The organism is Marinobacterium sp. xm-g-48 (assembly GCF_013282925.1).
Taxonomy (GTDB): domain Bacteria; phylum Pseudomonadota; class Gammaproteobacteria; order Pseudomonadales; family Balneatricaceae; genus Marinobacterium_E.
This window is the reverse complement of record NZ_WBYQ01000001.1, coordinates 714,724-738,860: the sequence shown is the minus strand read 5'-3', so window position 1 is coordinate 738,860 and position 24,137 is coordinate 714,724. Positions and strand designations below refer to the sequence as shown.

Annotated in this window: 24 protein-coding genes; 7 read left to right on the top strand and 17 right to left on the bottom strand. The window is 49.4% G+C overall.

The genetic code is table 11. From position 1 onward, the window contains the following. Positions 1-68 precede the first annotated feature (68 nt). Positions 69-1,214, top strand: coding sequence for a nitric oxide-sensing protein NosP (gene nosP / locus XMG48_RS03830; protein WP_173480711.1), 1,146 nt, complete (start codon positions 69-71; stop codon positions 1,212-1,214). Next, positions 1,201-2,535 carry a hybrid sensor histidine kinase/response regulator gene (locus tag XMG48_RS03825; RefSeq protein WP_173480710.1) on the top strand — a complete coding sequence of 445 codons (1,335 nt, stop codon included), beginning with the start codon at positions 1,201-1,203 and terminating at the stop codon, positions 2,533-2,535. Before nosP ends, XMG48_RS03825 begins: the two co-directional genes overlap by 14 nt. On the opposite strand, the gene XMG48_RS03820 is transcribed toward XMG48_RS03825, so the two are convergent. Beyond that, the gene (locus XMG48_RS03820; protein ID WP_173480709.1) at positions 2,532-3,179 is read right to left on the bottom strand and encodes a response regulator transcription factor; all 648 of its coding nucleotides are present in this window, start codon (positions 3,177-3,179) and stop codon (positions 2,532-2,534) included. The two genes, XMG48_RS03825 and XMG48_RS03820, sit on opposite strands and share 4 nt — an antisense overlap. Before the next feature lie 4 nt (positions 3,180-3,183). Continuing rightward, positions 3,184-3,636, bottom strand: coding sequence for a GNAT family N-acetyltransferase (locus tag XMG48_RS03815; RefSeq protein ID WP_173480708.1), 453 nt, complete (start codon positions 3,634-3,636; stop codon positions 3,184-3,186). A 191-nt stretch (positions 3,637-3,827) separates the two neighbouring features. Between XMG48_RS03815 and XMG48_RS03810 the strand changes: the two genes are divergently transcribed. Then, the gene (locus XMG48_RS03810; protein WP_173480707.1) at positions 3,828-5,348 is read left to right on the top strand and encodes an aldehyde dehydrogenase family protein; all 1,521 of its coding nucleotides are present in this window, start codon (positions 3,828-3,830) and stop codon (positions 5,346-5,348) included. A 207-nt stretch (positions 5,349-5,555) separates the two neighbouring features. Here the strand turns inward: XMG48_RS03810 and XMG48_RS03805 are convergent, their stop codons facing one another. The 12 genes from XMG48_RS03805 to XMG48_RS03750 all read right to left on the bottom strand — a co-directional run bounded on the left by XMG48_RS03805 (position 5,556) and on the right by XMG48_RS03750 (position 18,297). Beyond that, entirely contained in the window at positions 5,556-6,851 is a 1,296-nt protein-coding gene (locus tag XMG48_RS03805; protein WP_173480706.1) for an adenylosuccinate synthase, read from the bottom strand. A 23-nt stretch (positions 6,852-6,874) separates the two neighbouring features. After that, positions 6,875-8,050, bottom strand: a complete 1,176-nt coding sequence (locus XMG48_RS03800; RefSeq protein WP_173480705.1) for an ATP phosphoribosyltransferase regulatory subunit — start codon at positions 8,048-8,050, stop codon at positions 6,875-6,877. Positions 8,051-8,071: 21 nt separating this feature from the next. Beyond that, positions 8,072-8,266, bottom strand: coding sequence for a DUF2065 domain-containing protein (locus tag XMG48_RS03795; protein ID WP_173480704.1), 195 nt, complete (start codon positions 8,264-8,266; stop codon positions 8,072-8,074). A gap of 103 nt (positions 8,267-8,369) precedes the next feature. Beyond that, positions 8,370-9,251, bottom strand: coding sequence for a protease modulator HflC (gene hflC, locus XMG48_RS03790; protein ID WP_173480703.1), 882 nt, complete (start codon positions 9,249-9,251; stop codon positions 8,370-8,372). Position 9,252: 1 nt separating this feature from the next. Beyond that, the gene (gene hflK / locus XMG48_RS03785) at positions 9,253-10,455 is read right to left on the bottom strand and encodes an FtsH protease activity modulator HflK (RefSeq protein ID WP_173480702.1); all 1,203 of its coding nucleotides are present in this window, start codon (positions 10,453-10,455) and stop codon (positions 9,253-9,255) included. A gap of 44 nt (positions 10,456-10,499) precedes the next feature. Next, positions 10,500-11,804 (bottom strand): ribosome rescue GTPase HflX, encoded by a 1,305-nt coding sequence (hflX, locus tag XMG48_RS03780; protein ID WP_173480701.1) that lies wholly within the window; start codon positions 11,802-11,804, stop codon positions 10,500-10,502. A 9-nt stretch (positions 11,805-11,813) separates the two neighbouring features. Next, positions 11,814-12,053, bottom strand: a complete 240-nt coding sequence (gene hfq, locus XMG48_RS03775; protein WP_173480700.1) for an RNA chaperone Hfq — start codon at positions 12,051-12,053, stop codon at positions 11,814-11,816. Between the two features lie 106 nt (positions 12,054-12,159). Then, positions 12,160-13,089 carry a tRNA (adenosine(37)-N6)-dimethylallyltransferase MiaA gene (miaA, locus tag XMG48_RS03770; RefSeq protein ID WP_371731408.1) on the bottom strand — a complete coding sequence of 310 codons (930 nt, stop codon included), beginning with the start codon at positions 13,087-13,089 and terminating at the stop codon, positions 12,160-12,162. Then, entirely contained in the window at positions 13,089-14,966 is a 1,878-nt protein-coding gene (gene mutL / locus XMG48_RS03765) for a DNA mismatch repair endonuclease MutL (RefSeq protein WP_173480699.1), read from the bottom strand. Before mutL ends, miaA begins: the two co-directional genes overlap by 1 nt. A gap of 1 nt (position 14,967) precedes the next feature. Continuing rightward, positions 14,968-16,308, bottom strand: coding sequence for an N-acetylmuramoyl-L-alanine amidase (locus XMG48_RS03760; protein ID WP_254443546.1), 1,341 nt, complete (start codon positions 16,306-16,308; stop codon positions 14,968-14,970). A gap of 26 nt (positions 16,309-16,334) precedes the next feature. Then, positions 16,335-16,814, bottom strand: a complete 480-nt coding sequence (tsaE, locus tag XMG48_RS03755) for a tRNA (adenosine(37)-N6)-threonylcarbamoyltransferase complex ATPase subunit type 1 TsaE (RefSeq protein ID WP_173480697.1) — start codon at positions 16,812-16,814, stop codon at positions 16,335-16,337. A 7-nt stretch (positions 16,815-16,821) separates the two neighbouring features. After that, positions 16,822-18,297 carry an NAD(P)H-hydrate dehydratase gene (locus tag XMG48_RS03750; RefSeq protein WP_173480696.1) on the bottom strand — a complete coding sequence of 492 codons (1,476 nt, stop codon included), beginning with the start codon at positions 18,295-18,297 and terminating at the stop codon, positions 16,822-16,824. A gap of 66 nt (positions 18,298-18,363) precedes the next feature. Between XMG48_RS03750 and queG the strand changes: the two genes are divergently transcribed. Beyond that, positions 18,364-19,497, top strand: a complete 1,134-nt coding sequence (queG, locus tag XMG48_RS03745; RefSeq protein ID WP_173480695.1) for a tRNA epoxyqueuosine(34) reductase QueG — start codon at positions 18,364-18,366, stop codon at positions 19,495-19,497. On the opposite strand, the gene orn is transcribed toward queG, so the two are convergent. Further along, positions 19,486-20,028 carry an oligoribonuclease gene (gene orn / locus XMG48_RS03740; protein WP_173480694.1) on the bottom strand — a complete coding sequence of 181 codons (543 nt, stop codon included), beginning with the start codon at positions 20,026-20,028 and terminating at the stop codon, positions 19,486-19,488. The genes queG and orn overlap by 12 nt on opposite strands. A gap of 89 nt (positions 20,029-20,117) precedes the next feature. Here orn and rsgA point away from each other — a divergent pair, with 89 nt between their 5' ends. The 3 genes from rsgA to XMG48_RS03725 all read left to right on the top strand — a co-directional run bounded on the left by rsgA (position 20,118) and on the right by XMG48_RS03725 (position 22,984). Continuing rightward, complete coding sequence (gene rsgA, locus XMG48_RS03735; RefSeq protein WP_173480693.1) at positions 20,118-21,155, top strand: small ribosomal subunit biogenesis GTPase RsgA; 1,038 nt, start codon at positions 20,118-20,120, stop codon at positions 21,153-21,155. Positions 21,156-21,220: 65 nt separating this feature from the next. Continuing rightward, the gene (asd, locus tag XMG48_RS03730; protein WP_173480692.1) at positions 21,221-22,081 is read left to right on the top strand and encodes an archaetidylserine decarboxylase; all 861 of its coding nucleotides are present in this window, start codon (positions 21,221-21,223) and stop codon (positions 22,079-22,081) included. 33 nt (positions 22,082-22,114) lie between these two features. Next, a complete protein-coding gene (locus XMG48_RS03725; protein ID WP_173480691.1) occupies positions 22,115-22,984 on the top strand; it encodes a folate-binding protein YgfZ in 870 nt (289 codons plus the stop codon). Positions 22,985-22,987: 3 nt separating this feature from the next. Here the strand turns inward: XMG48_RS03725 and ung are convergent, their stop codons facing one another. Continuing rightward, positions 22,988-23,680, bottom strand: a complete 693-nt coding sequence (gene ung / locus XMG48_RS03720) for a uracil-DNA glycosylase (protein ID WP_173480690.1) — start codon at positions 23,678-23,680, stop codon at positions 22,988-22,990. Positions 23,681-23,686: 6 nt separating this feature from the next. Further along, entirely contained in the window at positions 23,687-24,121 is a 435-nt protein-coding gene (locus XMG48_RS03715) for a hypothetical protein (RefSeq protein ID WP_173480689.1), read from the bottom strand. Positions 24,122-24,137 lie beyond the last annotated feature (16 nt).

Here is a 24,137-nt window from a genome sequence, read left to right as displayed (position 1 = left end):
TAAAGGCGGGTTGATCCCGCCTCTGTTTTTTCTATACTGGGTGTTCTAAAAACAAAAAGAACACAACAGTGAACGCTCAATCGATATTTACCGCTTCGTCCAGCAACAGCGATCCCGAACTGGCCGTGAAAGAGCTGAAACATCAGCTCAACGATCCCTCAATTCAATTTGTACTGTTCTTCTGTTCAGCCTCTTTCAATCTTGCGAAGTTGGGCTATGCATTAAACGAACAGTTTCATGACATTGGCATTTCAGGCTGCACGACAGCCGGAGAGATAACCCCTAACGGCTATGAGCGCGGGTCGATTACAGCCATTGGTTTCTCTAACCAGGATTTTTGTGTTCAAGTCGGCTCCGTGAAGAACCTGAAACGCTTCACTCTAGGCAATGCTCAAACCATGCTGGATCAGTTGCGGTCACAGTGCACCCTTTCAAGCGCTGCACTGAACGGCTTTGCCATTACTTTGGTTGATGGCCTTTCAATTGACGAAGAGATCTTTCTTGCCACCCTCAACTCTGCACTTGGCTCAATCCCCAGCTTTGGCGGATCGGCGGGTGATGACGTCAATCTAGCCACCACCCATGTCTTTTTTGACGGTGATTTCCATACCGACGCGGCGGCCGTTTTGATGGTCAATACACGATTTGAGTTTGAGGTTTTTACAACCCACCACCTACTCCCAACCGATAACAAGTTTGTGGTGACGGACGCTGAACCGCAAAACAGAAAAGTCAATGAACTCAATGCCGACCTAGCGGCGACCGAGTATGCCGATGCACTTGAGCTATCAGTCGATCAGTTAAATAACGATATCTGCACGCTCAACCCCTTGGCTGTCAAAATTGGTGAGCAGTATTTTATTCGCTCCATCCAATCCATTGAGCCCGATTCCAGCCTGACGTTCTTTTGCGCAATGGAGAATGGCATCGCGTTAACACTGATGCAGCCCAAGGATTTAAAAGAGAATCTGATCGATCTATTCAATGGCATTGAGAGTCGCATTGGAAAACCACAGATAGTGATTGGCTGCGACTGTTTTTTACGACGCAGGGAAGCCGAACTTAAAGGTGAAGATCAGCAGGTTTCAGAACTTCTAAAAGCCTTTAATGTGATTGGTTTGAACACCTACGGTGAGCAATTCTCAGGCATGCATATTAACCAAACTTTTACTGCAGTCGCCATCGGACAGAGACGGTTGAATGAGTCAGTCTGAGTTAGACGCTGCGCAGAAAGAGAACGCAAAGCTGCGCAAGATCAACCAAGCGCTGATAGAGCGACTGGAGTCAGGCGCCGTTCAACTGGCAAACCCCTACTCCGCCTTTGAGCATTCCGTTACGCTTGCTGAACAGGTCAGAGAGCGCACCGATGCACTGAACCAAGCGCTGGAAAAGCTTAACCTAAGCCATAGAGAGCTGAGTCAAGCCAACCAAGTCGCCGAGCAAGCCAATCTCTCAAAAACGAAATTCCTAGCGGCCGTTAGCCATGATCTACTGCAACCTCTGAATGCCGCCAGACTGTTCGCCACCACTCTCGCCGAGCAACCCTTGGATGATCGTCCAAAGTCACTGGTAGATTCGATGACTCGTTCACTCAACGATGTAGAGAACCTTTTGAGAACGCTGGTCGATATCTCCAAGTTGGATGCAGGCGTTGTCCATGCGGATAAAACCAATATCAGAGTTGCACCGATTTTGGAGCAACTCTCAACGGAGTTTGAGGCTGCGGCTCAACATGCCGGACTGAAGTTTAAACATCGAACCTGTAACGCTTGGGTACACAGTGACTCGCTGCTACTGATTCGATTACTGCGCAATCTTCTGACCAACGCGATCCGCTATACCAAAACAGGCGGCGTCCTACTCTCCGCAAGGCAACGTGGTGACAAATTGCTGATACAGGTATGGGACACTGGTGAGGGAATTAGCCAAGAGGATCAGAAGAGCATCTTTGATGAGTTCAAACGACTACCCAATGCGGACAAAGCGCACGATAAAGGGTTAGGGCTTGGCCTATCGATCGTCGATAAAATTGCAAAGGTGTTAAACCATACGTTGACTGTGACATCGACACTGGGCAAAGGATCAGTCTTCAGCCTTGAGATCCCAATTTTAAATAGAGCACAGGAGCCGGCTAACGATCCATCCCCCCTCCATCCTTCTCTCTCCTCATCCCTTCAGGGTAAACAGATCCTCGTGGTCGATAACGATGCGACCATTTGTGAAGCCATGAGTCAGCTTCTCACACACTGGGGGGCTAATGTCGCGACCTCACTGAACGGTGAAGCCTTAGGGGATAAGATCGATCTGGGAAGCGTTGATCTGTTAATCGTAGATTACCATCTGGATCAGGGTACCGGCATCGATCTCGCGAAGCGTTTACTTGAGCAGAGCTCCATCGATATTCCTGTACTGGTCGTGACGGCCAACCATAGCCAGAGTCTCAATGAGACGATTCGACAAGAGGGTTTTAGCCTGCTGCACAAACCGCTAAAGCCTTTACTCTTTAGGCAGCGCTTGCGACAGCTGTTGGGCTAGAGATAGATCGAAAAGTCTATGGAAGAGGCTTGATTAGCCGCCTGAACACGGTTATCGACACCCAATCGACGCAGTATTTCAGAGACGTGCGTTTTAATTGTGCTCTCTGAAAGGTTTAACTCATCACCAATCTGTTTGTTTGAGCGCCCTTGGGCAAGCTGCTCTAACACCAAAAGCTGTTTTCGAGTCAGCGCCCTCAGCGTATCGTGAAGCTGATGACTACTATTCTGCTGAGGTGACGCTTGGCGCAACAGCTCTGCAGGCATGTAGAGATCACCCGCCAGTATTTGCTCTATCGCCTTACCGAGGGCCTGCTTAGGCAGAGACTTGGGCACATAACCCACGGCTCCAAGTGCTAAAGCTTGCAGTACTAGTTGTTTATTCTCCTCTGCGGAGACAATGGCAACCGCAACATCGGGATGGTGAGATCGAATGTGTTGCAGTCCTGATAAACCTTGAACCCCAGGCATATTAAGATCCAATAGAACCAGGTCCGGCTGCTGCGCTTCAATGAGTTGATCAACCTCGCTGAATTGACCGCACTCGGCGACTTGCTCATCGGGGTAGAGGTCGATTAAAACATTAACGACCGCCTCTCTATAGAGGGGGTGATCATCAACGACTAGGAACTGGTAAGAAGGCATAGGTTTAAGCGTCTCGAATCATGCCAATGTGAGCAATACCGCACTCATCGTAGACTTCACCATAGGATTGAAAACCAAAGCGCTGATAAAACGCCTCGACGGGTAGTTGTGCCGACAAGCGAATAGCGACACCCGGCGCGAGGGTCTCCAGTATATGAATCGCCTCTTCTGTTAGGGTGTTTGCAAACCCTTTTCCCCGTTCGGCTTTGGGAACTAGGACCCTACCGATCGAGGATTCAGCATAGACTTGGTTGGGTAAGAAGAGTCGTGCATAGGCAACCAGTTCACCGGCACTGTTTTCTAACCAGAGGTGCTGCGCAATCTGATCTTTATCATCCAGATCTTCACATTGACAGCTCTGCTCTAAGAAAAAAACGTTCGAGCGGTGTTTCATGATCTTGTAAAGCTGATCAATCGATAGCTCGTCAAAAGTTTTGAGAAAACGTTTTGTGGTCACTGACTACTCCTTGAAAGTAGTTCGATTCTATCACTACTTTCCCGCACACCACATTGCTCTTTCAAAAACGGTACTTTAGTACCAATTAAAAAGAGCCTTATGGCCGATAGGGGATCTTATCGAAACTCTTCATAGTGAGGTCAGGCTAATCAATAGCCCCTCGACTAAAAAAAACAAATGAGGATTCTTCGATGATCTATGCAAATCCAGGCAGCGCAGGCGCTGTTGTCTCTTTCAAAGCAAAATACGGCAACTACATCGGCGGCCAATGGGTAGAACCAGTTAAAGGCCAATACTTCACAAACCACACTCCTGTAAACGGTGAAGCGATTTGTGAAATCCCACGTTCGACTGAAGAGGATATCAACCTAGCGATTGATGCTGCTGAAGCAGCTAAAGATGCATGGGGCACAACCTCTGTTACAGAACGCTCTAACCTACTGTTAAAAATTGCTGACGTTATCGATGCAAACAGTGAAATGCTGGCGGTTGCTGAAACTTGGGACAACGGTAAAGCCGTTCGTGAAACCCTAGCAGCCGATATCCCACTCTCTTCTGACCACTTCCGTTACTTTGCCGGCTGTATTCGTGCACAAGAGGGAAGCATTGGTGAAATTGATAATAAAACGGTTGCCTACCACTTCCACGAGCCACTGGGCGTGGTTGGACAGATTATCCCATGGAACTTCCCACTACTGATGGCTGCCTGGAAACTGGCACCAGCTCTTGCCGCCGGTAACTGTGTGGTTCTTAAGCCTGCAGAGCAGACTCCTGCCTCAATTTTGGTTCTAATGGAGCTGATTGGCGATCTTCTACCAGCGGGCGTACTTAATATTGTAAACGGCTTTGGTGAAGAGGCCGGTCAGGCATTGGCTAGCAGCAAACGCATTGCGAAGATTGCCTTCACAGGCTCTACGCCTGTTGGCTCACACATCATGAAGTGTGCAGCCGAAAACATTATTCCATCAACCACTGAGCTAGGCGGCAAATCACCTAACATCTACTTCTCGGATGTTATGAACGCTGAACCTGAATTTGTCAGCAAAGCCGTTGAGGGTGCGGTACTAGCCTTCTTTAACCAGGGTGAAGTGTGTACCTGTCCATCACGTCTTCTTGTACAAGAAGATATTGCAGACGAGTTTCTTGCGATGGTGGTTGAACGCGCTAAACAGATCAAACGTGGTAACCCACTGGATACTGACACCATGGTGGGTGCTCAGGCATCACAAGAGCAGTTCGATCGCATTCTTAACTACCTACAGATCGGTCGTGATGAGGGTGCAGAGGTATTGATGGGTGGTGACGTTCACGCAGTGGATGGCGATCTATCCAAAGGCTACTACATCCAACCAACTCTTCTTAAAGGCAGCAATGACATGCGCGTCTTCCAAGAGGAGATCTTTGGACCGGTTGTCTCAGTCTGTACCTTCAAAGACGAAGCGGAAGCACTGGCAATCGCTAACGATACCACTTTCGGTCTTGGTGCTGGTGTATGGACACGCGATAGCAACGTTCAATACCGTATGGGTCGCGGCATTCAAGCCGGTCGTGTATGGATGAACTGTTACCACCTCTACCCTGCTCACGCAGCATTTGGTGGATACAAGAAATCAGGTGTTGGCCGTGAAACGCACAAGATGATGCTGGATCACTACCAACAGACCAAGAACATGCTTATCAGTTACGACATTAACCCACTGGGTTTCTTCTAACGCTTCCAAAGTGCTTGCCCCCGCCAGGGGGCTTTTTTATTCCCAGGATGGGATGTATCCAGCGGTTTCAGGGATGAAATAGAGCTGGGCATATCCAGGATGGGATGTATCCAGCGGTTTCACGGATGAAATGGAGCTGGGAATACCAGCTTTGCTGGCAAAAAAAAGCCGGCTTATTAAGCCGGCTTTCTAGTATCAAGCAACGAATTACGCGTCGTAGGGATCACGTAAAACGATGGTTTCAACACGGTCTGGACCCGTCGAAACGATGTCGATAGGCGCTTCCATTAGCTCTTCGAGCTTAGCGATGTATGCACGCGCATTCTCTGGCAACTGTTCTAGAGTTTGAGCACCGATTGTCGACTCACTCCAACCAGGCACTGACAGGTACTGTGGAGTCACTTTTTCGTAATCTTCACTGCCGTTCAAAGAGTATACGTCGTTACCTTCAGCATCTTTATAGCCGGTACAGATCTTGATCTCTTCCAGGCCATGCAATACGTCCAGTTTAGTCAGACAGATACCAGACACAGAGTTCACTTGAATCGCATGTTTCAGTGCAACTGCGTCGAACCAACCACAACGACGAGCACGACCTGTAGTCGAGCCAAATTCATGGCCACGTTCAGCAAGGCGCTGGCCGATTTCACAATCCAATTCAGTTGGGAAAGGACCACCACCAACACGTGTCGTGTAAGCTTTAGTAATACCTAGGATGTAATCTAGGTAGAGTGGACCAAAACCAGAACCCGTAGAAGTACCACCCGCCGTTGTATTCGAAGAGGTTACGTATGGGTAAGTACCGTGGTCGATATCAAGAAGAGAGCCCTGCGCCCCTTCAAACATGATATTTTGACCCGCTTTACGCATTTCGTGCAGTTTAGCGGTCACATCCACGACAAGCGGAAGCAACTCTTCTGCCATTTCGAAACACTCTTTAAGGACCGCTTCGTAGCTTACCGGTTCTACTTTGTAGTAATTCTCTAGCATGAAGTTATGGTACGCCATCACCTCTTCTAGTTTCTTAGCGAACATCTCGCGATCCTGAAGATCACCAAGACGTAGACCACGGCGAGATACTTTGTCTTCGTATGCTGGTCCAATACCACGACCTGTAGTACCGATCTTGGCATTACCGCGAGCGATCTCACGCGCCTGATCCAGCGCAATGTGGTAAGGCAGAATCAGGGGGCAAGCTGGGCTAAGACGTAGACGTTCACGAACAGGAACACCGGTCTCTTCAAGCTGCTTCATCTCTTTTAACAGAGCGTGCGGAGACAACACCACACCGTTACCAATCAAACACTGAACGTTTTCACGAAGAATGCCTGAAGGAATCAGGTGAAGGACGGTCTTTTCACCATCGATTACCAGAGTGTGGCCCGCATTGTGTCCGCCTTGAAAGCGAACAACCGCTGATGCTTTATCCGTTAGAAGGTCAACGATTTTACCCTTGCCCTCGTCACCCCATTGGGTACCGAGAACTACGACATTTTTGCCCATTAGTATCTCAACTATTCGTTTACTTAGAGAGTGGTAACAGTCCACTCAGAATTTTCTTTTACCAGACGACGATCGCAGTGCGTTGGCACTGCTGCATTGTCTAGCTCATAAACCACTCGTTCGCCCTGCGCACGCAGTGCTGCGACAGCTAGGACCAACGATGAATCTTCCATTTTCGGCGCCAAAATCGCCAAACCTGGCTCTGGCACTTCATCCAACGCCAATGTAACCAGTGTTTTCAGATCGGCACTGAAGCCAGTAGCGGGACGCGCACGACCAAAGTCCGCTCCGATCTGGTCATAGCGACCGCCTTTTGCTAGTGCTTGGCCAAACTTAGGCGAGTAGGCCGCGAATACAACGCCTGTATGGTAGCTGTAACCGCGCAGTTCACCCAGGTCAATGTAGATACCGATTGATGGGTGCGCTGTTTTAACACGATCAGCAATCGCAGCAACGTGATCGACAGCAGCAAGAATGGCCGCGTTATCCGCAAAGAGTTCGCGTGCACGCTCCAGCGCCTGCTCTGAGCCATTTAAGGTACCCAAGGCGGCAAGCTTGTTTTTGATCGAGTCTGATTGATCAAGCTGATCAACAAATTGCGCCAGCTCAGGCAACGCCTTACGCTCTAGAATATCGATGTAGCTGGTAATCTCTGCTTCAGAGAGGCCCGCTTCAGCCACCAATTCAGTGAATACACCTACATGGCCTAGATCCAGATTGATTGCTCCTTTGACACCGACCTGAACCAAAGTGTCGAGCATCAGAGCGATGACTTCTGCATCACTGTCAACGCCTTCGTGCCCGAACATATCAGCGCCAATCTGCATGGGGTTGCGCGATGCCAACATATTCACCGCACGAGTGTGAAGTACTGAACCACAGTAACAGAGACGGCTCACGCCATCTGAACGCAGACGATGGGCATCAATACGCGCGACCTGTGGCGTAATATCCGCTCGAATACCGAGCATGTGACCAGAAGTCTCATCGGTCACTTTGAAGGTACGCAGACCTAAGTCACCACCCACACCGGTCAACAGTGACTCAAGGTGCTCAGCAACCGGAGGCATCACTAACTCGTACCCCCAGCCATGAAACAGATCCAACACTCGACGACGAACCAGCTCAACCTCGCGCGCAACGGGAGGGAGCAACTCTTTCATACCGTCAGGAAGTAGCCAGCGATCAGCCAACGCCATTATAAAAAACTCCGATACTCTTTATTTAGAAAGTATGAGTAGTGCAGTGCCTATTAACATAGAGGCCAGGCCAAAAGCACGAAGGGTCTTATCATTCACCATCGCCAGTTGACTCACCATAGAGCGCCAGCGGTGTGGATAGAGAAAAGGAATGATCCCTTCTATCACTAAAACCAAACAAAATGCGAGCCAAAGCTCGTGCCAAAGTTCAGACATCTTAAGTACTGCTAAATCACAAAAAAACCGGGGCACGCCCGGTTGATCAATTTTAACACGAAAACGGGTGCCAATGGCACCCGCTTTTTAACCCGACCTTGGTTTAGTTGGTCGCGTTTGGAGATGCGTTCTGCAGGTAACGGAAGAACTCACTATCCGGCTTCAGCAGCAGTACATCAGATCCATTATTGAATGACTCTTTGTAGGCAAGAAGACTGCGGTAGAAAGAGTAGAATTCACTGTCCTTGTTAAATGCTTCTGCATAGATACGTGCCGCTTCTGCATCACCCTCACCTCGAGTCACCTCCGACTCACGATAAGCGTTCGCTAGGATAACGGTGCTCTGACGGTCAGCATCTGCACGGATACCTTCTGCAAGCTCTTGACCACGTGAACGAAGCTCACGTGCCAGACGCTCACGCTCTGTGCGCATACGTTGGTAGACCGAGTTTGACACTTCAGACGGTAGATCTATTCGTTTAACACGAACATCAATCACGCTTAAGCCTAGCTCTTTTTCACTCAGCTCTGTCAGTGATGAAACGACGGTATCCATCACCTCTTCACTCTCACCAGAGACAACCTCAGTTAGGGTACGAGTACCAAACTGGTTACGCAGACTGGTCTCAATACGCGTCGACAAAAGATCTGCCGCACGGAACGAGTCACCAGAGGTTGCGGTGTAGTACTTCTCCACATCCGAGATAATCCACTTAACGTAAGAGTCTACCACTAGACGTTTTTTCTCTAGTGTAAGGAACGACTGTGGGCGAGTATCCAAGGTTTGAACACGAGCATCGAACTTACGAACGGTGTTCACAAATGGAATTTTAAAGTGCAGACCGGGTTTTAGATCGCTTTCGACCACTTCACCAAACTGCAGCTTCACGCCACGCTCGGTCTCTTTAACGATGTAGACCGAGTTACTAACAATCAACAACACCAATACGGCAAGTACCGATGTAAACATCGAAGTCGGTTTCATATTAACGACCCTCCCGTAGTGTACTAGTGCTTGAGCTGCCGATGCGGTTAATCACCTGCTGCGTTAACTCACGCATGCTGGAGTCATCTAAACGCACAGAGCGTGGCGTGTTAGCAATGGTATCTGCTTGGCGCTTCATCAATTGATCCAGCGGTAGGTACATCATGTTATTACCACCATCGACATCCACCATCACCTTAGGCGTTTTGCCCAACACCTCTTGCATCATATCGATGTAGAGACGTTCACGGGTGACACCAGGAGCCATCTGATATGCTTGCAGAAGTGATGTGAAACGATCAGCTTCACCGCTTGCTCGAGCAACGACTTCCTCTTTGTAAGCATTCGCTTCTTCGATCACACGCTGAGCGGTACCACGAGCTTCCGGAACAATACCGTTAGCGTAAGTTTCCGCCTCGTTTTTAACACGCTGCTCATCCTCACGCGCTTTGATCACGTCATCAAACGCATCTTGAACCTGCTGTGGTGCGGTTGCGTTTTTGATATTGACACGTGAAAGAGCAAGACCTGTGCCGTAACTGTCCATGTAGCTTTGTAGACGTGCCTGAACCTGTGTCGCGAGAATCTCACGACCTTCGGTCAAGATGCCGTCCAGGTTAGTCGAACCAACCGTATGGCGAAGTGATGATTCAGATGCATGTGACAGACTGGTTTCAGGGTCACGAACATTAAGAACAAATGCACGTGGATCACTGATCACATACTGAACCGTCATCTCTACATTTACGATGTTCTCATCACGAGTCAGCATCAAAGAGCCGTGGTCGTGGGTACGAACTCGAGTCACATTCACCTTAGTGACTTCATCCAGTAGTGGCGGGTTCCACTGCAGACCTGGCTGTACAGTTTCATGGTACTTACCAAGGCGCAGAACAACACCACGTTCCTGTTGATCGACTGTGTAGAAACCAAAGCCAGCCCAAGCAACCACTACAACCAGAGCAATGATGCCGAAAAAACCTGCACCAGGTCCTTTAACATCACCACCATTAGAACCACCAGAACCACCAGAGCGTTTACCGCCAAAGATAGAGTTCAAGCGTTCTTGCAGCTTCTGCAACGCTTCATCTAGATCGGGTGGTCCCTGTTCAGGGCCGCCTGATCCACCACGGCGGCCATTATTGCCACCTGAGTTCCATGGATCCTGGTTGTCTTTACGACCACCGGGCTCATTCCAAGCCATAGTATTGCTCCATTACTTTAAAAATCTAAAACAAGCTAAACTTGTTACCACTGCTCTTCTTCAGCCGGCAGATAGCGCTCATGCGGAATATCTAAACGGCTTAAAATCTTTCTCAGCTCCTTCTCTTGGAGCCTTACCTCTAACCTAATACGACCGTCATCGGTAAACTGTTCATCGACCACCGCGTTTTGTGCAAACAACATGGCTCTGAACTGCCCCTGATTATGATCAAGCTCCACAATCTCGTGGAACATATCATTGGCCAGACGCTCGCGCAGCGCTTGAACAAGAAGATCAGTACCTACACCGGTTCTAGCCGATAACCAAACCCGAACAGGCACGCCTTGATCATCTCGATCGATACGAGGCTCTACACCCTCGAGTCCATCAATTTTATTGTAGACCTCCAGTGTAGGAACTTCATCCGCTCCTATCTCGTGTAACACATTATTAACTTGTGCAATGTGCTCACGACGCTCTTCATCTACCGCATCAATGACATGAAGAAGCAGTGTAGCTTCAACCGTCTCTTGAAGGGTCGCACGAAAGGACTCTACTAGTTTATGGGGGAGGTCTCGGATAAATCCAACCGTGTCAGCCAAAATAACTGAACCAATATCACTTAGCTCTAACTTTCTTAGGGTTGGATCGAGTGTCGCAAACAGCTGGTCGGCTGCATAGACGTCCGCTTCGGTAATTCGATTAAACAGTGTCGATTTACCTGCGTTGGTGTAACCAACCAAAGAGAGAGTCGGAATCTCTGCACGGGCACGTGCTCTACGGCCCTGTTCTCGCTGCTTACGAACCTTCTCTAGGCGACCGGTAATCGCTTTAATTCTGGCGCGCAGTAGACGTCGGTCGGTTTCAAGCTGGGTTTCACCAGGGCCACGCAGACCGATACCACCCTTTTGACGCTCAAGGTGGGTCCAACCTCTGATTAGGCGAGTCGACATATGTTCAAGCTGAGCCAACTCAACCTGCAGCTTCCCCTCATGGGTTCGAGCGCGTTGTGCGAAAATATCAAGAATCAGGCCTGTACGATCAAGTACTCGACACTCAATTTCACGTTCGATATTTCGTTCTTGGCCGGGGGTTAGAGAATGATCAAAGATAACCAGTTTGGCATCATGCAGGCGCACGAGCTCTGCAAGCTCTTCAACCTTACCTTTGCCTAAAAAGAATTTTGAACTGGGTTCGGAGCGAGTCCCGAAGAGATACTCAACGGGATCAGCACCGGCAGAGAGAGCCAGCTCTTCTAGCTCTCTAGGATTGTCATTCGCATTAGGTCCAGGGAAATCAATGTGGACGAGAATCGCTGTCTCGCCCGATTCGGGACGATCGAAAAACAATTAGAAACCTCAGTCAGCTGGCTTTTCGTCAACCTGAGGTAGTTTTACAGGACGAGATGGAACCACTGTCGAAACAGCGTGTTTGTAAACCATCTGGCTAACGGTGTTTTTAAGCAGAATGACAAATTGATCGAAAGACTCAATTTGGCCTTGTAGCTTGATGCCGTTTACTAGGAAGATTGATACTGGAACGCGCTCTTTGCGCAAAACGTTCAAGTAAGGGTCTTGTAGGGTTTGCCCTTTTGACATAGTCATCACCTTTAGAGTAATCGTTATTAAGACTCTACGACCGCCGCCCAATATTTCAGGCTCGAGACAATCCTCGATACAGCCATTACGTAGAGAGAAAATGATATTAGATTCGTGGAATCAATGCCAAAGTTTTCTTAAAAAGATTTTCACCAAAGGGATCAATCACCTCTGCACCCTGCCAGCTGCGCAACCATGTCATCTGACGTTTAGCTAGCTGACGTGTCGCTACCACTCCTTTATGGTGCATCTCTTGCCAATCCAACTCACCCTCCAAATACTGCCACATTTGGCGATAACCAACACAACGCATTGAAGGCAGATTCAGATTCAGATCCCCACGCTGACGAAGCCTAACCACTTCCGCCTCAAAGCCTTGCTCCAACATCAGCTTGAAACGCAGCTCAATACGCTGATGCAGTTGAGCGCGATCTTCTGGCATTAACGCGACGGGAATGAGGTTCCACGGCAACTCTAGGGCTTTCTGTTCCTGCCAGTGGCTCTCAATACTTCGGCCTGTCATCAGAAAGACTTCCAATGCACGCTGGATTCGCTGTTGATCGTTGGGCCCCAAACGCTCACCCGAAGCCGGATCTAACTGAGCTAAGCGAGCGTGAACGGCCGGCCAACCCTCCTGCTCAGCCTGAGCCTCAATCTCCGCTCTGATCTCTGCATTGGCTTCGGGGAGTTTTGCCAACCCTTCTGCCAACGCCTTAAAGTAGAGAATGCTCCCCCCCACAAGAACAGGCAACTTGCCCTGCGCGTGTGCTTGATCGATTAATTGACGTGCATCCTCAGCAAAGTCTGAGGCTGAATAGACCTCTGTTGCATCTAAAATATCCACCAACGCATGCGGGTACTTTTCCAATGTCTCGCGATCAGGTTTGGCCGTACCAATATCCATCTCTCGGTATATAAGAGCACTATCAACACTGATAATCTCAACGTCCATATGATCAAACAGATTAAGGGCAAGGTCCGTTTTGCCTGAGGCTGTTGGCCCCATCAAAAAGAGTACTGGCAACTTTTCGGCCACTACTGCCCCCTTAGGAAGAGCTTATCCAGCTCATTCATGGTCATCTGCACATAGGTAGGACGGCCGTGGTTGCACTGACCACTTCGTTCAGTCGCTTCCATATCACGCAATAGAGCATTCATCTCTGGTAGCGTAAGCTGGCGGTTGGCCCGAACCGAGCCATGGCATGCCATGGTCGCCAACAGCTCATTAATGCTCTCTTCAATACGGCTGCTACTGCCATAAACCTTCATATCGGATAGAACATCACGAACCAAGAGCGAAACATCCGATCGAGCCAGTGCAACAGGCACTTCACGAATCACAACAGACTCTTGGCCCATTCGCTCAACAGAGAAGCCTAACTTAGCAAACACCTCGGAGCGCTCTTCAGCAATATCCACTTCGGCTTCACTTAAATTCAGAGTAACCGGAACCAATAGCGGCTGACTGCGCAATCCATCAGATTCCCATGCACTCTTCATTCGCTCGTAAACAATACGTTCATGCGCGGCGTGCATATCGACCAAGATGAGTCCTTCTGCAGTTTGGGACAAAATGTAGATGCCATGCAGTTGCGCCAATGCAAAACCCATTGGGGGAATATCTTGAGTCTCTGACGACGGGTTCAATGAACCATCCTGATTCAGTGTAGAGGTAGGATGAAGAGCCCCATAACCGGCTAGCTGCTGCTTCACCTCACCGGCTGATGGCGTTGCAGGTCGAACGTAATTAGAGAAGTTAATCCCTGAAGTGCTACTACCTAGCCCAGTACCTGAACCGGTTGACTGAAGTGAGATGCGCTGCTGATCAAACTGCTGCTGAATCGGTTGAGCCTGCCCCTGCAAAAGGGATGACACAGAGGTATCGCTGTTCTGTTCACCGGGACGCGTTTCCGCGATCACCCGGTGAATGGTACGGAATATGAAATCGTGAACTAAGCGCCCTTCTCGGAATCGAACTTCATGTTTGGTTGGGTGTACGTTGACATCAACCAGCGCCGGATCGAGCTCTAGATAGAGAACATAACAAGGGTGTCGACCGTTATAGAGAACGTCTGCATAGGCTTGGCGAATAGCATGAGTCACCAGTTTGTCACGAATGATACGTCCATTAACAAAGAAATATTGCTGATCAGCTTGCGAGCGCGAATAGGTTGGCAAACCGATCCAACCCCACAATCTGAGACCTGAAGCTTCTGCACTGATGTCTAAGCTGAGTGCATTATCAATAAAGCCAGATCCTAACAGTAAGGCTATACGGCGCTCTCGCATCTGCTCACTGTTGGCCGGCTTCAGTTGATGCACCACACGGTTGTTATTGCTGAGCTGAAACTGAAGATCGAAACGACTCAATGCTAGACGTTTAACCACCTCTTCAAGGTGTCGATACTCAGTATTCTCTGTCTTCAAAAATTTACGGCGCGCAGGGGTATTAAAGAACAGGTCGCGCATCTCAACGGTTGTCCCTTGCGGATGAGCTGCAGGTGATACCTCAGCGACCATGTCCCGCCCCTCCGCCTTGACCTGCCAGGCGCTATTATCATCGACTGAGCGCGACGTGAGAGTTAAACGAGAGACCGAACTGATACTGGCCAGTGCCTCACCGCGAAAGCCGAGGCTTGCCACCGCTTCAAGATCCTCAAGCGCTGTGATCTTTGAAGTCGCATGACGACTCAACGCCAGTGGCAGATCCTCTTTATCGATCCCCTTACCATCATCACGAATACGGATCAGCTTCACACCGCCCTGTTCAACCTCCACCGAGATCTTTTCTGCACCCGCATCGATGGCATTTTCCAAAACCTCCTTGACGACGGATGCGGGGCGTTCTACCACTTCACCGGCAGCGATCTGGTTGGCTAACTGCGGCGATAAAAGATGTATTCGACTGCTCATATTAACCTGCAGGTATCTTTAGAACCTGACCCACTCTAATACGATCAGACTTCAAATTATTATAACGACGCAGTGCGTCCAAACTGACGCCATTACGCTCGGCAATCATTGAGAGACTGTCACCCGGAACCACTTTATGGCTTCGATTGATATTCTTAGGCACTTTCCCCTGAGCCTTCAAAGAGGCGACAAGCGTAGCCGCAGGCGGGCGCTTCCAAAAATGACTAATAATGCCGTCCGCAATCGCTTTCGCCATCCGCTTTTGGTACTTAGGATCACGAAGCTTTTTAGCCTCTTGTGAATTCGAAATAAAACCCGTTTCAACAAGAATGGAGGGGATGTCAGGAGATTTAAGCACCACAAACCCCGCTTTCTCCACGTAGCTTTTGTGCATTTTGGCAAAGCGCGCGATGTTCTGATGAACCGCTAGCGCCACCTCTGAGCTACTGGTACGCGCATAGGTCATCGACATATCCAGCAGCACACTGGCGAGCGTCTCATCTTTATCTTCAAGACTGACACTACCGACACCGCCGATTAAATCAGCTGCGTTCTCTTTTTTCGCCAGCCAACGACCCATCTCACTGGTGGCACCGCGGTTTGAAAGAACCCAGACAGAGGCTCCGCGTGCCCGTTTGTTTTGTGCGGCGTCTGCATGAATCGATACAAATAGGTCGGCATTTTTTTGGCGCGCTTTCTTGGTACGATCACGAAGGCGGATAAAGTAGTCACCGGTTCGTGTTAGCTCAGCACGAAAGCCCGGCTGCTGATCAATCAGCTTTTTAACCTCTTTGGTGATGGCGAGAACAACCTGCTTCTCTTTAAGGCGTCCGGGGCCAAGCGCACCCGGATCTTCACCACCATGCCCCGCATCTAAAACAACAACAATTTCGCGCTGCCCCGTAGGCAAAGTCACAGGCTTAGGCGCAGCAGTGGGTTTTAATTGCGCTCCACCTTGATGGGCCAGATCGATTACCAATCGATCCCCATACTTCTCATTGGGCGCTAACGTAAAACTCGAGGGTTTAACCGGTTGCGCTAGATCTAGAACGATACGCAACTTATCACTCTGTTCACCGGTTCGAATGCGACTGATAGGACTTCCCGTCAAATCAACGGTACTAAAATTGGATTTCGCTCGACCCTTGGGTATATCGATAACAATTCGATCCGGATTATCGAGGGTAAACAGCGAGTGTTCGGTGGAGCTGTCCAGATCAAAGACCAGTCGAGTGCTGTCAGGCGACTGCCACAGGCGCAAACTATCAACCGAAGCAGCCCAAGAGAGCAGAGGAAGCACTAACAGAGCGCAGCCAAAGAAGAGTCTCTTAAACTGATTCAACGCTGATTGATTCCTTAATAACATCATTAAGCCTTAACAGACCTCAATTCTTGGAGTCTCTGCACAGTGGATTGCCCTAACTCGGTGCGAGCAAAGATTGTTATTTTACGTCCCAAATCTTCGGGTTCAAGGAAGAGATCTAGATCAGCAGCTGGCAGGAAACCTTCGCCCTTCTCTGACCACTCGACCAGACAGAGCGAACTGTTCTCAAAATAGTCGCGAATCCCCATATACTCGAGCTCTTCAGGATCACCCAAGCGGTAAAGGTCGAAGTGATAGACCCTACGATCATCAAACTCGTAGGGTTCTACCAGCGTATAGGTAGGACTCTTCACCGCGCCTTGATGGCCTAACGACTGAATCACACCACGTGCAAGAGTCGTCTTGCCCATGCCAAGGTTGCCATGCAGAAAGAGGACCCCCGAACTCATTGCACGGGAAATCAATGCACCAGCAGCGATTGTTTCAGCCTCATCTGCAAGAGACCATGAGATCGATTGTGTCACGAATTCATTACCCTAATAAACTTCTGATATGAGGAAGAAGGTCTGTCGCAATCAACCCTCTTTCACCCTCGGCACTGGCCATATCACCCGCTTTAGCATGGAGCCAAACACCTATCTGCGCAGAATCTAACAGAGAGTACCCCTGCGCCAAAAACGTTGCGATGATACCAGAAAGCAGATCCCCCATCCCAGCCGTTGCCATACCTGGATTGCCTAGGTTGCAGATAAAGGCTTTATGACCATTGCAGACAATGCTGCCGGCACCTTTTAACACGATGACACCACCCAACTGGCTCTGAAGCGCAAATGCACTCCTGACAGGGTCAGACTGGACTTCTGCTATAGAACAGCCCAACAATCTAGCAGCCTCACCGGGGTGTGGCGTAAAGACAGCATGAGGATGAAAACCAACTTTATTCTGTGCAATAAGGTTCAGTGCATCCGCATCCACCACAGTCGGTTTATCTAAAGAGTTGACCCTTTCTAAACAGCTGAGAGCCCAATCGCTCTGCCCCAAACCGGGCCCTATCGCGATGGCATCCATGGATTGAATCATCGACTCAAAGGCCGCAATGTCACTGGCTAAACGCACCATCACCTCTGGCGTACGAGAGAGCATCGCTGTGACCGCCGATTCACTATTGGTCAGTAGCGTGACCCGCCCCGCCCCTGTTCTGAGCGCAGCTTCACTCGATAGCATCGGCGCACCGCCAAACCCAAAATCACCGCCAATCACTACGAGGGACCCTTGGCTGCCTTTGTGCGCAGCGCGATTCAATGGAGCTATTCGATGCATCGGTTCAGAGATCAATTGACTCTGTGACTCTGGGAAGAGATCTGCTGGCACGCCCAAGCTATCCACCATCACACGACCCACATAGTCACGCGCTTGATTGATAAACATCCCCTGCTTGGGAGCGATAAAGGTCAAGGTCGCATCGGCTTTAACGGCAGAACCCAGCACTGATCCTGTATCAGCCGACAGACCTGATGGGATATCCAATGAAAAAACAGGCCTTTGCTGCCGGTTGATCCAATGAATAACAGCAGCTGAGTCTGAGCGAACCTCGCCATTCAGACCAATCCCTAGCAGAGCATCCACGATGAGATCTGACTCGTCATTAACAGCCGGATCAAAGGGACGTTTTGGAAGGTCAGCAGGCAGGTCATTCCAAGCCTCTAAAGCTTCACCGCTTAGCTGAACTTCAAAATCAGTGCTAGCCAGAGTGATTGTCACAGCGTGACCTGACTTAAACAGCAGTTTGGCTAACGCCAGTCCATCTCCACCATTATTGCCGGCACCACATACAAGATTAAACGAGCTGGCCTTCGGATAGAGTCGTGTGATCCAGTGTTGCGCCGATCGTGCAGCACGACACATCAATTGATAACCCGGTATCGGCATAGACTCAATGGCCAAACGATCAATCACTTTGCATTGAGCGGCAGTAAAGAGCGAAGAGCCAATTGGGGACTCATTCATTCGAGGCACTCCTGATGCTGACTTATTTGACGTATAGTAACACCTCATCATGAAAACAAGCTGATAATGACTCGCGTGCACAAGATCGAACTGTCCAATATTGCCGAAGGTTTAAAAGAGAGAGCGAAGCAGCTTGGATTTCAGCAGTGCGCAATCACCCTGCCAGATCTACAACATGAAGCGAGCCACCTGCGTAGCTGGCTGGATAAGCACTACCATGGCGAAATGAGGTTTCTTGCCGAACATTTCGAAAAGCGAATCGATCCAACCCTGCTGGTTGAAGGCACTCAGCGTATTGTTCTACTGCGTATGGACTACCTTCCCGCCGATGTCAGCCTGTTCAAAACGTTGACCAATGCCGACAAGGGTTACATAGCACGTTACGCATTGGGGCGTGATTATCACAAGTTGATTCGAAAACGCATTAAACAGCTTGGACAGTGGTTAGAAGAGCAGTGCCAAACCACGATTAACTTCCGCCCTTTTGTCGACAGCGCTCCGATATTAGAGCGCCCGCTTGCTCGTGACGCTGGTCTGGGCTGGATCGGCAAAAATACACTACTGCTCAATAAAAGCGCGGGGTCTTGGTTTTTTTTGGGCTCACTGTTTACCGATGTCGAGCTACCTATAGATCCACCAGAAACGGCTTCACACTGCGGATTATGCACCGCTTGTTTGGATGTTTGTCCCACCAACGCATTTCCCAAACCCTATGAGCTGGATGCTCGACGATGCATCTCCTATTTGACCATAGAGTACTCTGGCAGTATTCCAGAAGAGTTACGCCCGCTGATGGGCAATCGCATCTTTGGCTGCGACGATTGCCAACTGGTCTGCCCGTGGAACCGTTTTGCTCAGCACACCCAGGAGTGTGATTTCTCGCCACGCCATCAACTCGACGATATCGATCTGATTGAGCTGTTTCAGTGGAGCGAAGAGACCTTTCTACAAAGAACTGAAGGATCAGCCATTCGCAGAACGGGCTACCAGGGATTTAAACGAAACATTGCGGTAGCCCTAGGCAACAGTAAGGGTGGTGACAGAGTCATTGAGCTGCTTGAAGCTTGTTTAGCCTCTAACGAGAGCGCGCTAATAAAAGAGCACGCTCAATGGGCGGTTGAGCATTTAAGAAATCGAACGGCCGATGCGAACGCACTGAAAATTATCGATTTCCCACTTGCTCAACGTTTAGACCTGTAAAAAGTGCTCACGATAGACTTTTAACTCTTCAATGGAGTCACGAATATCATCCAGGGCTAAATGAGCCCCCTTTTTAACCACCTTTTCAGTCACATCAGGGCGCCAGCGGCGTGCCAGCTCTTTCAGCGTGCTGACATCCAAATTACGGTAGTGGAAGAAGGCTTCTAGTTCGGGCATGTAACGATGCAAAAACTTACGATCTTGATGGATAGAGTTTCCACAAATCGGCGAAGTACCCTGGTCGACATGCTCTCTCAAAAACGCCAACATCTGCTGTTCTGCTTCGGACTCACTGGTACGGCTCTGTTTAACTCGTTCAATCAAACCTGAGCCACCATGCTGCTTTGTATTCCACTCATCCATGGCATCAATCAGTGCATCGGATTGGTGAACGGTAATCACAGGACCTTCGGCTAGAGTGTTCAATTCAGAGTCGGTCACAATCGCAGCCATCTCAATGATGCGCTCACGCTCGACATCCAGACCCGTCATCTCTAGATCGATCCAGATAAGATTATCTTGTCGTGACATGCCAAAGCTCCCTTTAAAGTGTCTAATCTTTTATGAACAAAGTATGATGCACAGTATACCGACTAACACAGCGATTTAGCAGAGATTGAATGGCGCAACGTAAAGTTAATCGCCGCCAAGCATGGCGTATTAAGAAGATTCAAGAAGAGCGTGCCGCTCGAGCCAATAAACGTGACACTCAAATCGACTCACAACTCGAAGGGGGCGATTTAGGTGCCGAACAGCGTGGCCTGATCATCTCGCACTACGGAAAACAGGTCGATATTGAAGCCTTAGATGGCGATCGTAGCGGTGAAATCATTCGCTGCCATATGCGTACCCACCTAGGGCAATTGGTGACCGGGGATAGAGTGATCTGGCGTCCCTCCCCCGATGCGGGTGTGGTCGTCGCTGTTGAGGATCGCCACTCTGAACTTAAGCGCCCAAACAATCATGGTGAGTTGAAGCCAGTCGCAGCCAACATCGATGCAATATTAATAGTCATCGCCGTCGAACCCCATGCGCACGCCAACCTGATTGATCGTTACTTAGTTGCCTCTGAACTCTCTGGCATAGAGCCTATTATTGTCTTAAATAAGACCGATCTACTCGATGACAAGCATCGTGAACGATTGATACCTCTTCTGGATAGCTATGCCGAAATTGGCTACCGCACCATCTATGCATCCACAGAGAACTCCAACGGCTTAGATGAGCTGCACGAGTTCTTAAAAGATCGCACGACCGTCTTTGTTGGACAGTCTGGTGTGGGTAAATCGTCGCTGGTCAATGCGCTACTGCCTGGCGTTGATCTGAAAGTGGGCGCCCTGTCTGAGTCGAATCGAACCGGTAAACACACAACAACCACCGCGCGTCTATTCCACATACCCGAAGGGGGCGATCTCATCGACTCTCCTGGCATCCGTGAATTTGGTCTATGGCACATTGATCCCAACGATCTGATTGACGGATTTAAGGAGTTTCGCCAGGTCACAGGCCACTGCAAGTTCAGAGACTGTAAGCACGAACAGGAGCCTGGTTGTGCTTTTTATGATGCGATCGACATGGGCGTCATCAGCGAGCAGCGCTTTTTCAGTTACAAACAGATTTTGGATTCCATGTTGGAATCTGACTTCACGGTGCGATAGTGAAAAAGCACTAGCTCAGGTATCATCACAACCCAACTTAAAGAATCACTCAGGCGGAGTTTTTAGTGAAAGATAAACTGTTCATTCTGTTTCAATACATCGTGCCACAGCACTTGTTATCACGTGCCGTTGGCCGCCTAGCTGAGTGCACAAATAGCCGTATTAAGAACTGGATTATTCAGCGATTTATAAAACAGTTTAACGTCGATATGAGTGAAGCGGAGCGCCAGCAACCGGAACAATTTATCAACTTCAATGACTTCTTCACTCGCGCCCTTAAAGAGGGAGCTAGACCGATTGCAGAGGGCGAAGATGTCGTGGTGTCGCCTGCTGACGGGGCAATCTCAGAGATGGGAACCCTTCAATATGGGCGTATTTTGCAAGCAAAGGGACATAGTTACAGCGCCGTTTCTCTGCTGGGTGGTTGTACCGAGCGAGCAAAACCCTTCATCAATGGCGAGTTCGCGACCATCTACCTATCACCAAAAGATTACCACCGCGTACACATGCCAGTAGCCGGTGCACTTAAAGAGGCCTACTACGTTCCTGGTGATCTTTTCTCGGTCAACCAAACCACAGCCAACAATGTTGACAGCCTGTTTGCTCGTAATGAACGCCTAGTCTGTCTATTTGAGACAGAGCGTGGCCCAATGGCGATGGTACTCGTCGGCGCAATGATTGTTGCCGGTATAGAGACCGTCTGGAGTGGCCAGGTAGCCCCTCTCAAAAAAGAGGCTATGAAACTGTTTAGCACAGAAGCTGACGCCCCTCTTCTACTGGAGAAAGGTGCAGAAATGGGCCGATTCAAACTCGGTTCAACGGTGATCCTTCTCTACCCTGAAGGCGTAATCAATTGGCGCGACCATCTAGCGGCCGGCGCACCGGTCAAGATGGGTGAAGTCATTGCCCATCAAACAGAGTCTTAAGTGATACCACAACCCTTTTTAGTGAGCTGAGCTATGAACATTGCGATAACGGATGCCAAACTGTTCTCCGTCGAAGGCGTTGATGCAGCCTCTTTTTTACAAGGCCAGCTAACCGCCGATGTGGCTGCACTTAACATCGGTGAGCACCTCATCGCCGCACACTGCTCAATTAAGGGAAGCATGGTTGGGCTTTTCAGAGTCATGCGCATCAGTGACGAATGTTTTTGGCTGCGGGTCCATCAAGAGATCGCCGAGAGCGCCTTTAACAACCTAAAGAAATACAGCATCTTTTCCAAGGTGCAGCTTAATTTCATAGATAGCGCCAATGGGTTTTGCCTATCGAGCGACTATTTAGAGCCTGTTAAAAGTTCTGAAAGTGACCGATCCTTTGCGGCTCAAATCGATGCCGAGCACGTTGAGTTCTGGACCACCGATCTTGAAGTACAAAATAGATTGGCCAAGGATGCTACCGGCTCATTAGAGGATTGGTATGAGATCAATGTCCGCGCTGGCATCTTCGATTTAAGAGAGGCCACCCAAGAGACATTCATTCCTCAGATGTGTAATTTACAAGCCATTGATGGCGTCAGCTTCAGTAAGGGGTGTTACACCGGTCAGGAGATAGTAACCCGTCTACAGCATCGCGGTATTTTGAAAAAAGCGATGTACGGGTTCACGCTACCGCAGGGCCATTCCATCAGCATTGGGGAGCCACTGTTTAATGCTGACCAAGTTGAGGTCGGCAGCGTAGTACTGACTAGCTCAACTGATCAAACCTCTCTACTTGCTGTCATTCAACAGTCAGAAAAAGAGGGTGCGATTTTTACAGAGAGTGGCGCAGCCCTAAACGCTTTGGAACTACCTTACACCTTAGATCCAAAGCTATTTGAATCCAAGCGTTAGCCATCAACCGAACAGATCTGCTTGTCCTATCACCGGCAGCTCCCAGTTGATCTCAGAAAACCCCTTCTCAGCGAGCCAACTGTTGGCTTTAGAAAACGGCTGACTACCAAAAAAGCCTCGGTGTGCTGATAGAGGCGAAGGGTGAGGTGATTGAATCACCAGATGCTTTGCCTGATCGATCATGCTCGTCTTTTTCTGAGCATAGCTTCCCCAGAGGATAAACACCGTGCCCATGGAGCTATCATTAACCTGCTGAATGATACGATCGGTGACACTCTCCCAACCCTTGCCTTGGTGTGCATTGGCGTTGTTATCCTCTACCGTAAGGACCGCATTGAGTAAAAGGACTCCCTGCTCTGCCCAGGCTTCAAGAAAACCATGTTCTGGTGCAGCTATTCCTAAATCACTACTCAACTCTTTGTAGATATTCCTCAGAGATGGTGGCACTTGAATACCGGGTAAGACAGAGAAACTTAAACCATGCGCCTGGCCTGCCTGATGATAAGGATCTTGGCCAAGAATGACGACGCGTGTCGACTCTAGCGGGGTCAGCTCCAAAGCACGAAACCACTGATCTTGAGGTGGGTATATTGTGACACCCTCAGCTGTTCGTTGATCCAGAAACGCCATAAGAGATTGATAGCTTGGTGTCTCGGATATCTCTTTCAGCAGCTGCTGCCAACCCTTAGAAAGCATCGGCACCTACCTTGAATGCGACTGATTAAAGCTAAGTTCGGCTGAGCTTTTTATGACTCGCCCGAAAAAGGGTGAGTAGTATCGAACCTTGCCAGGCGCATGTGAGAAGTAGCCTGAGATAATGACGATCAGACAGAACAGCACCGTTGTCAGGTGAGGAGCGTTCATCGCTAACAACAGTAGAAAAATTTTAGTAATGACTGCCAAACCCCGCAGTTGAATCAACCAAATTGCATCAACGTAGAGTTCGACCAGTAGCATTAAGGACCCAGTCGTCAGCGCCAGTATGGCATAGGGCCGCCAAAGCGATTCGGGTAAGTCGTACAAGAAAAAGCCCGCAAAACCTGCAACCCCAAAAAGGTGCAGAGTTCGCAGGCTTATACTGAGATAGCGCTTCGCTGTGAAGTCACGCTTCTGTTTGGGAAACAGCCTCGACAACACAGCAAAACCCTTCTGT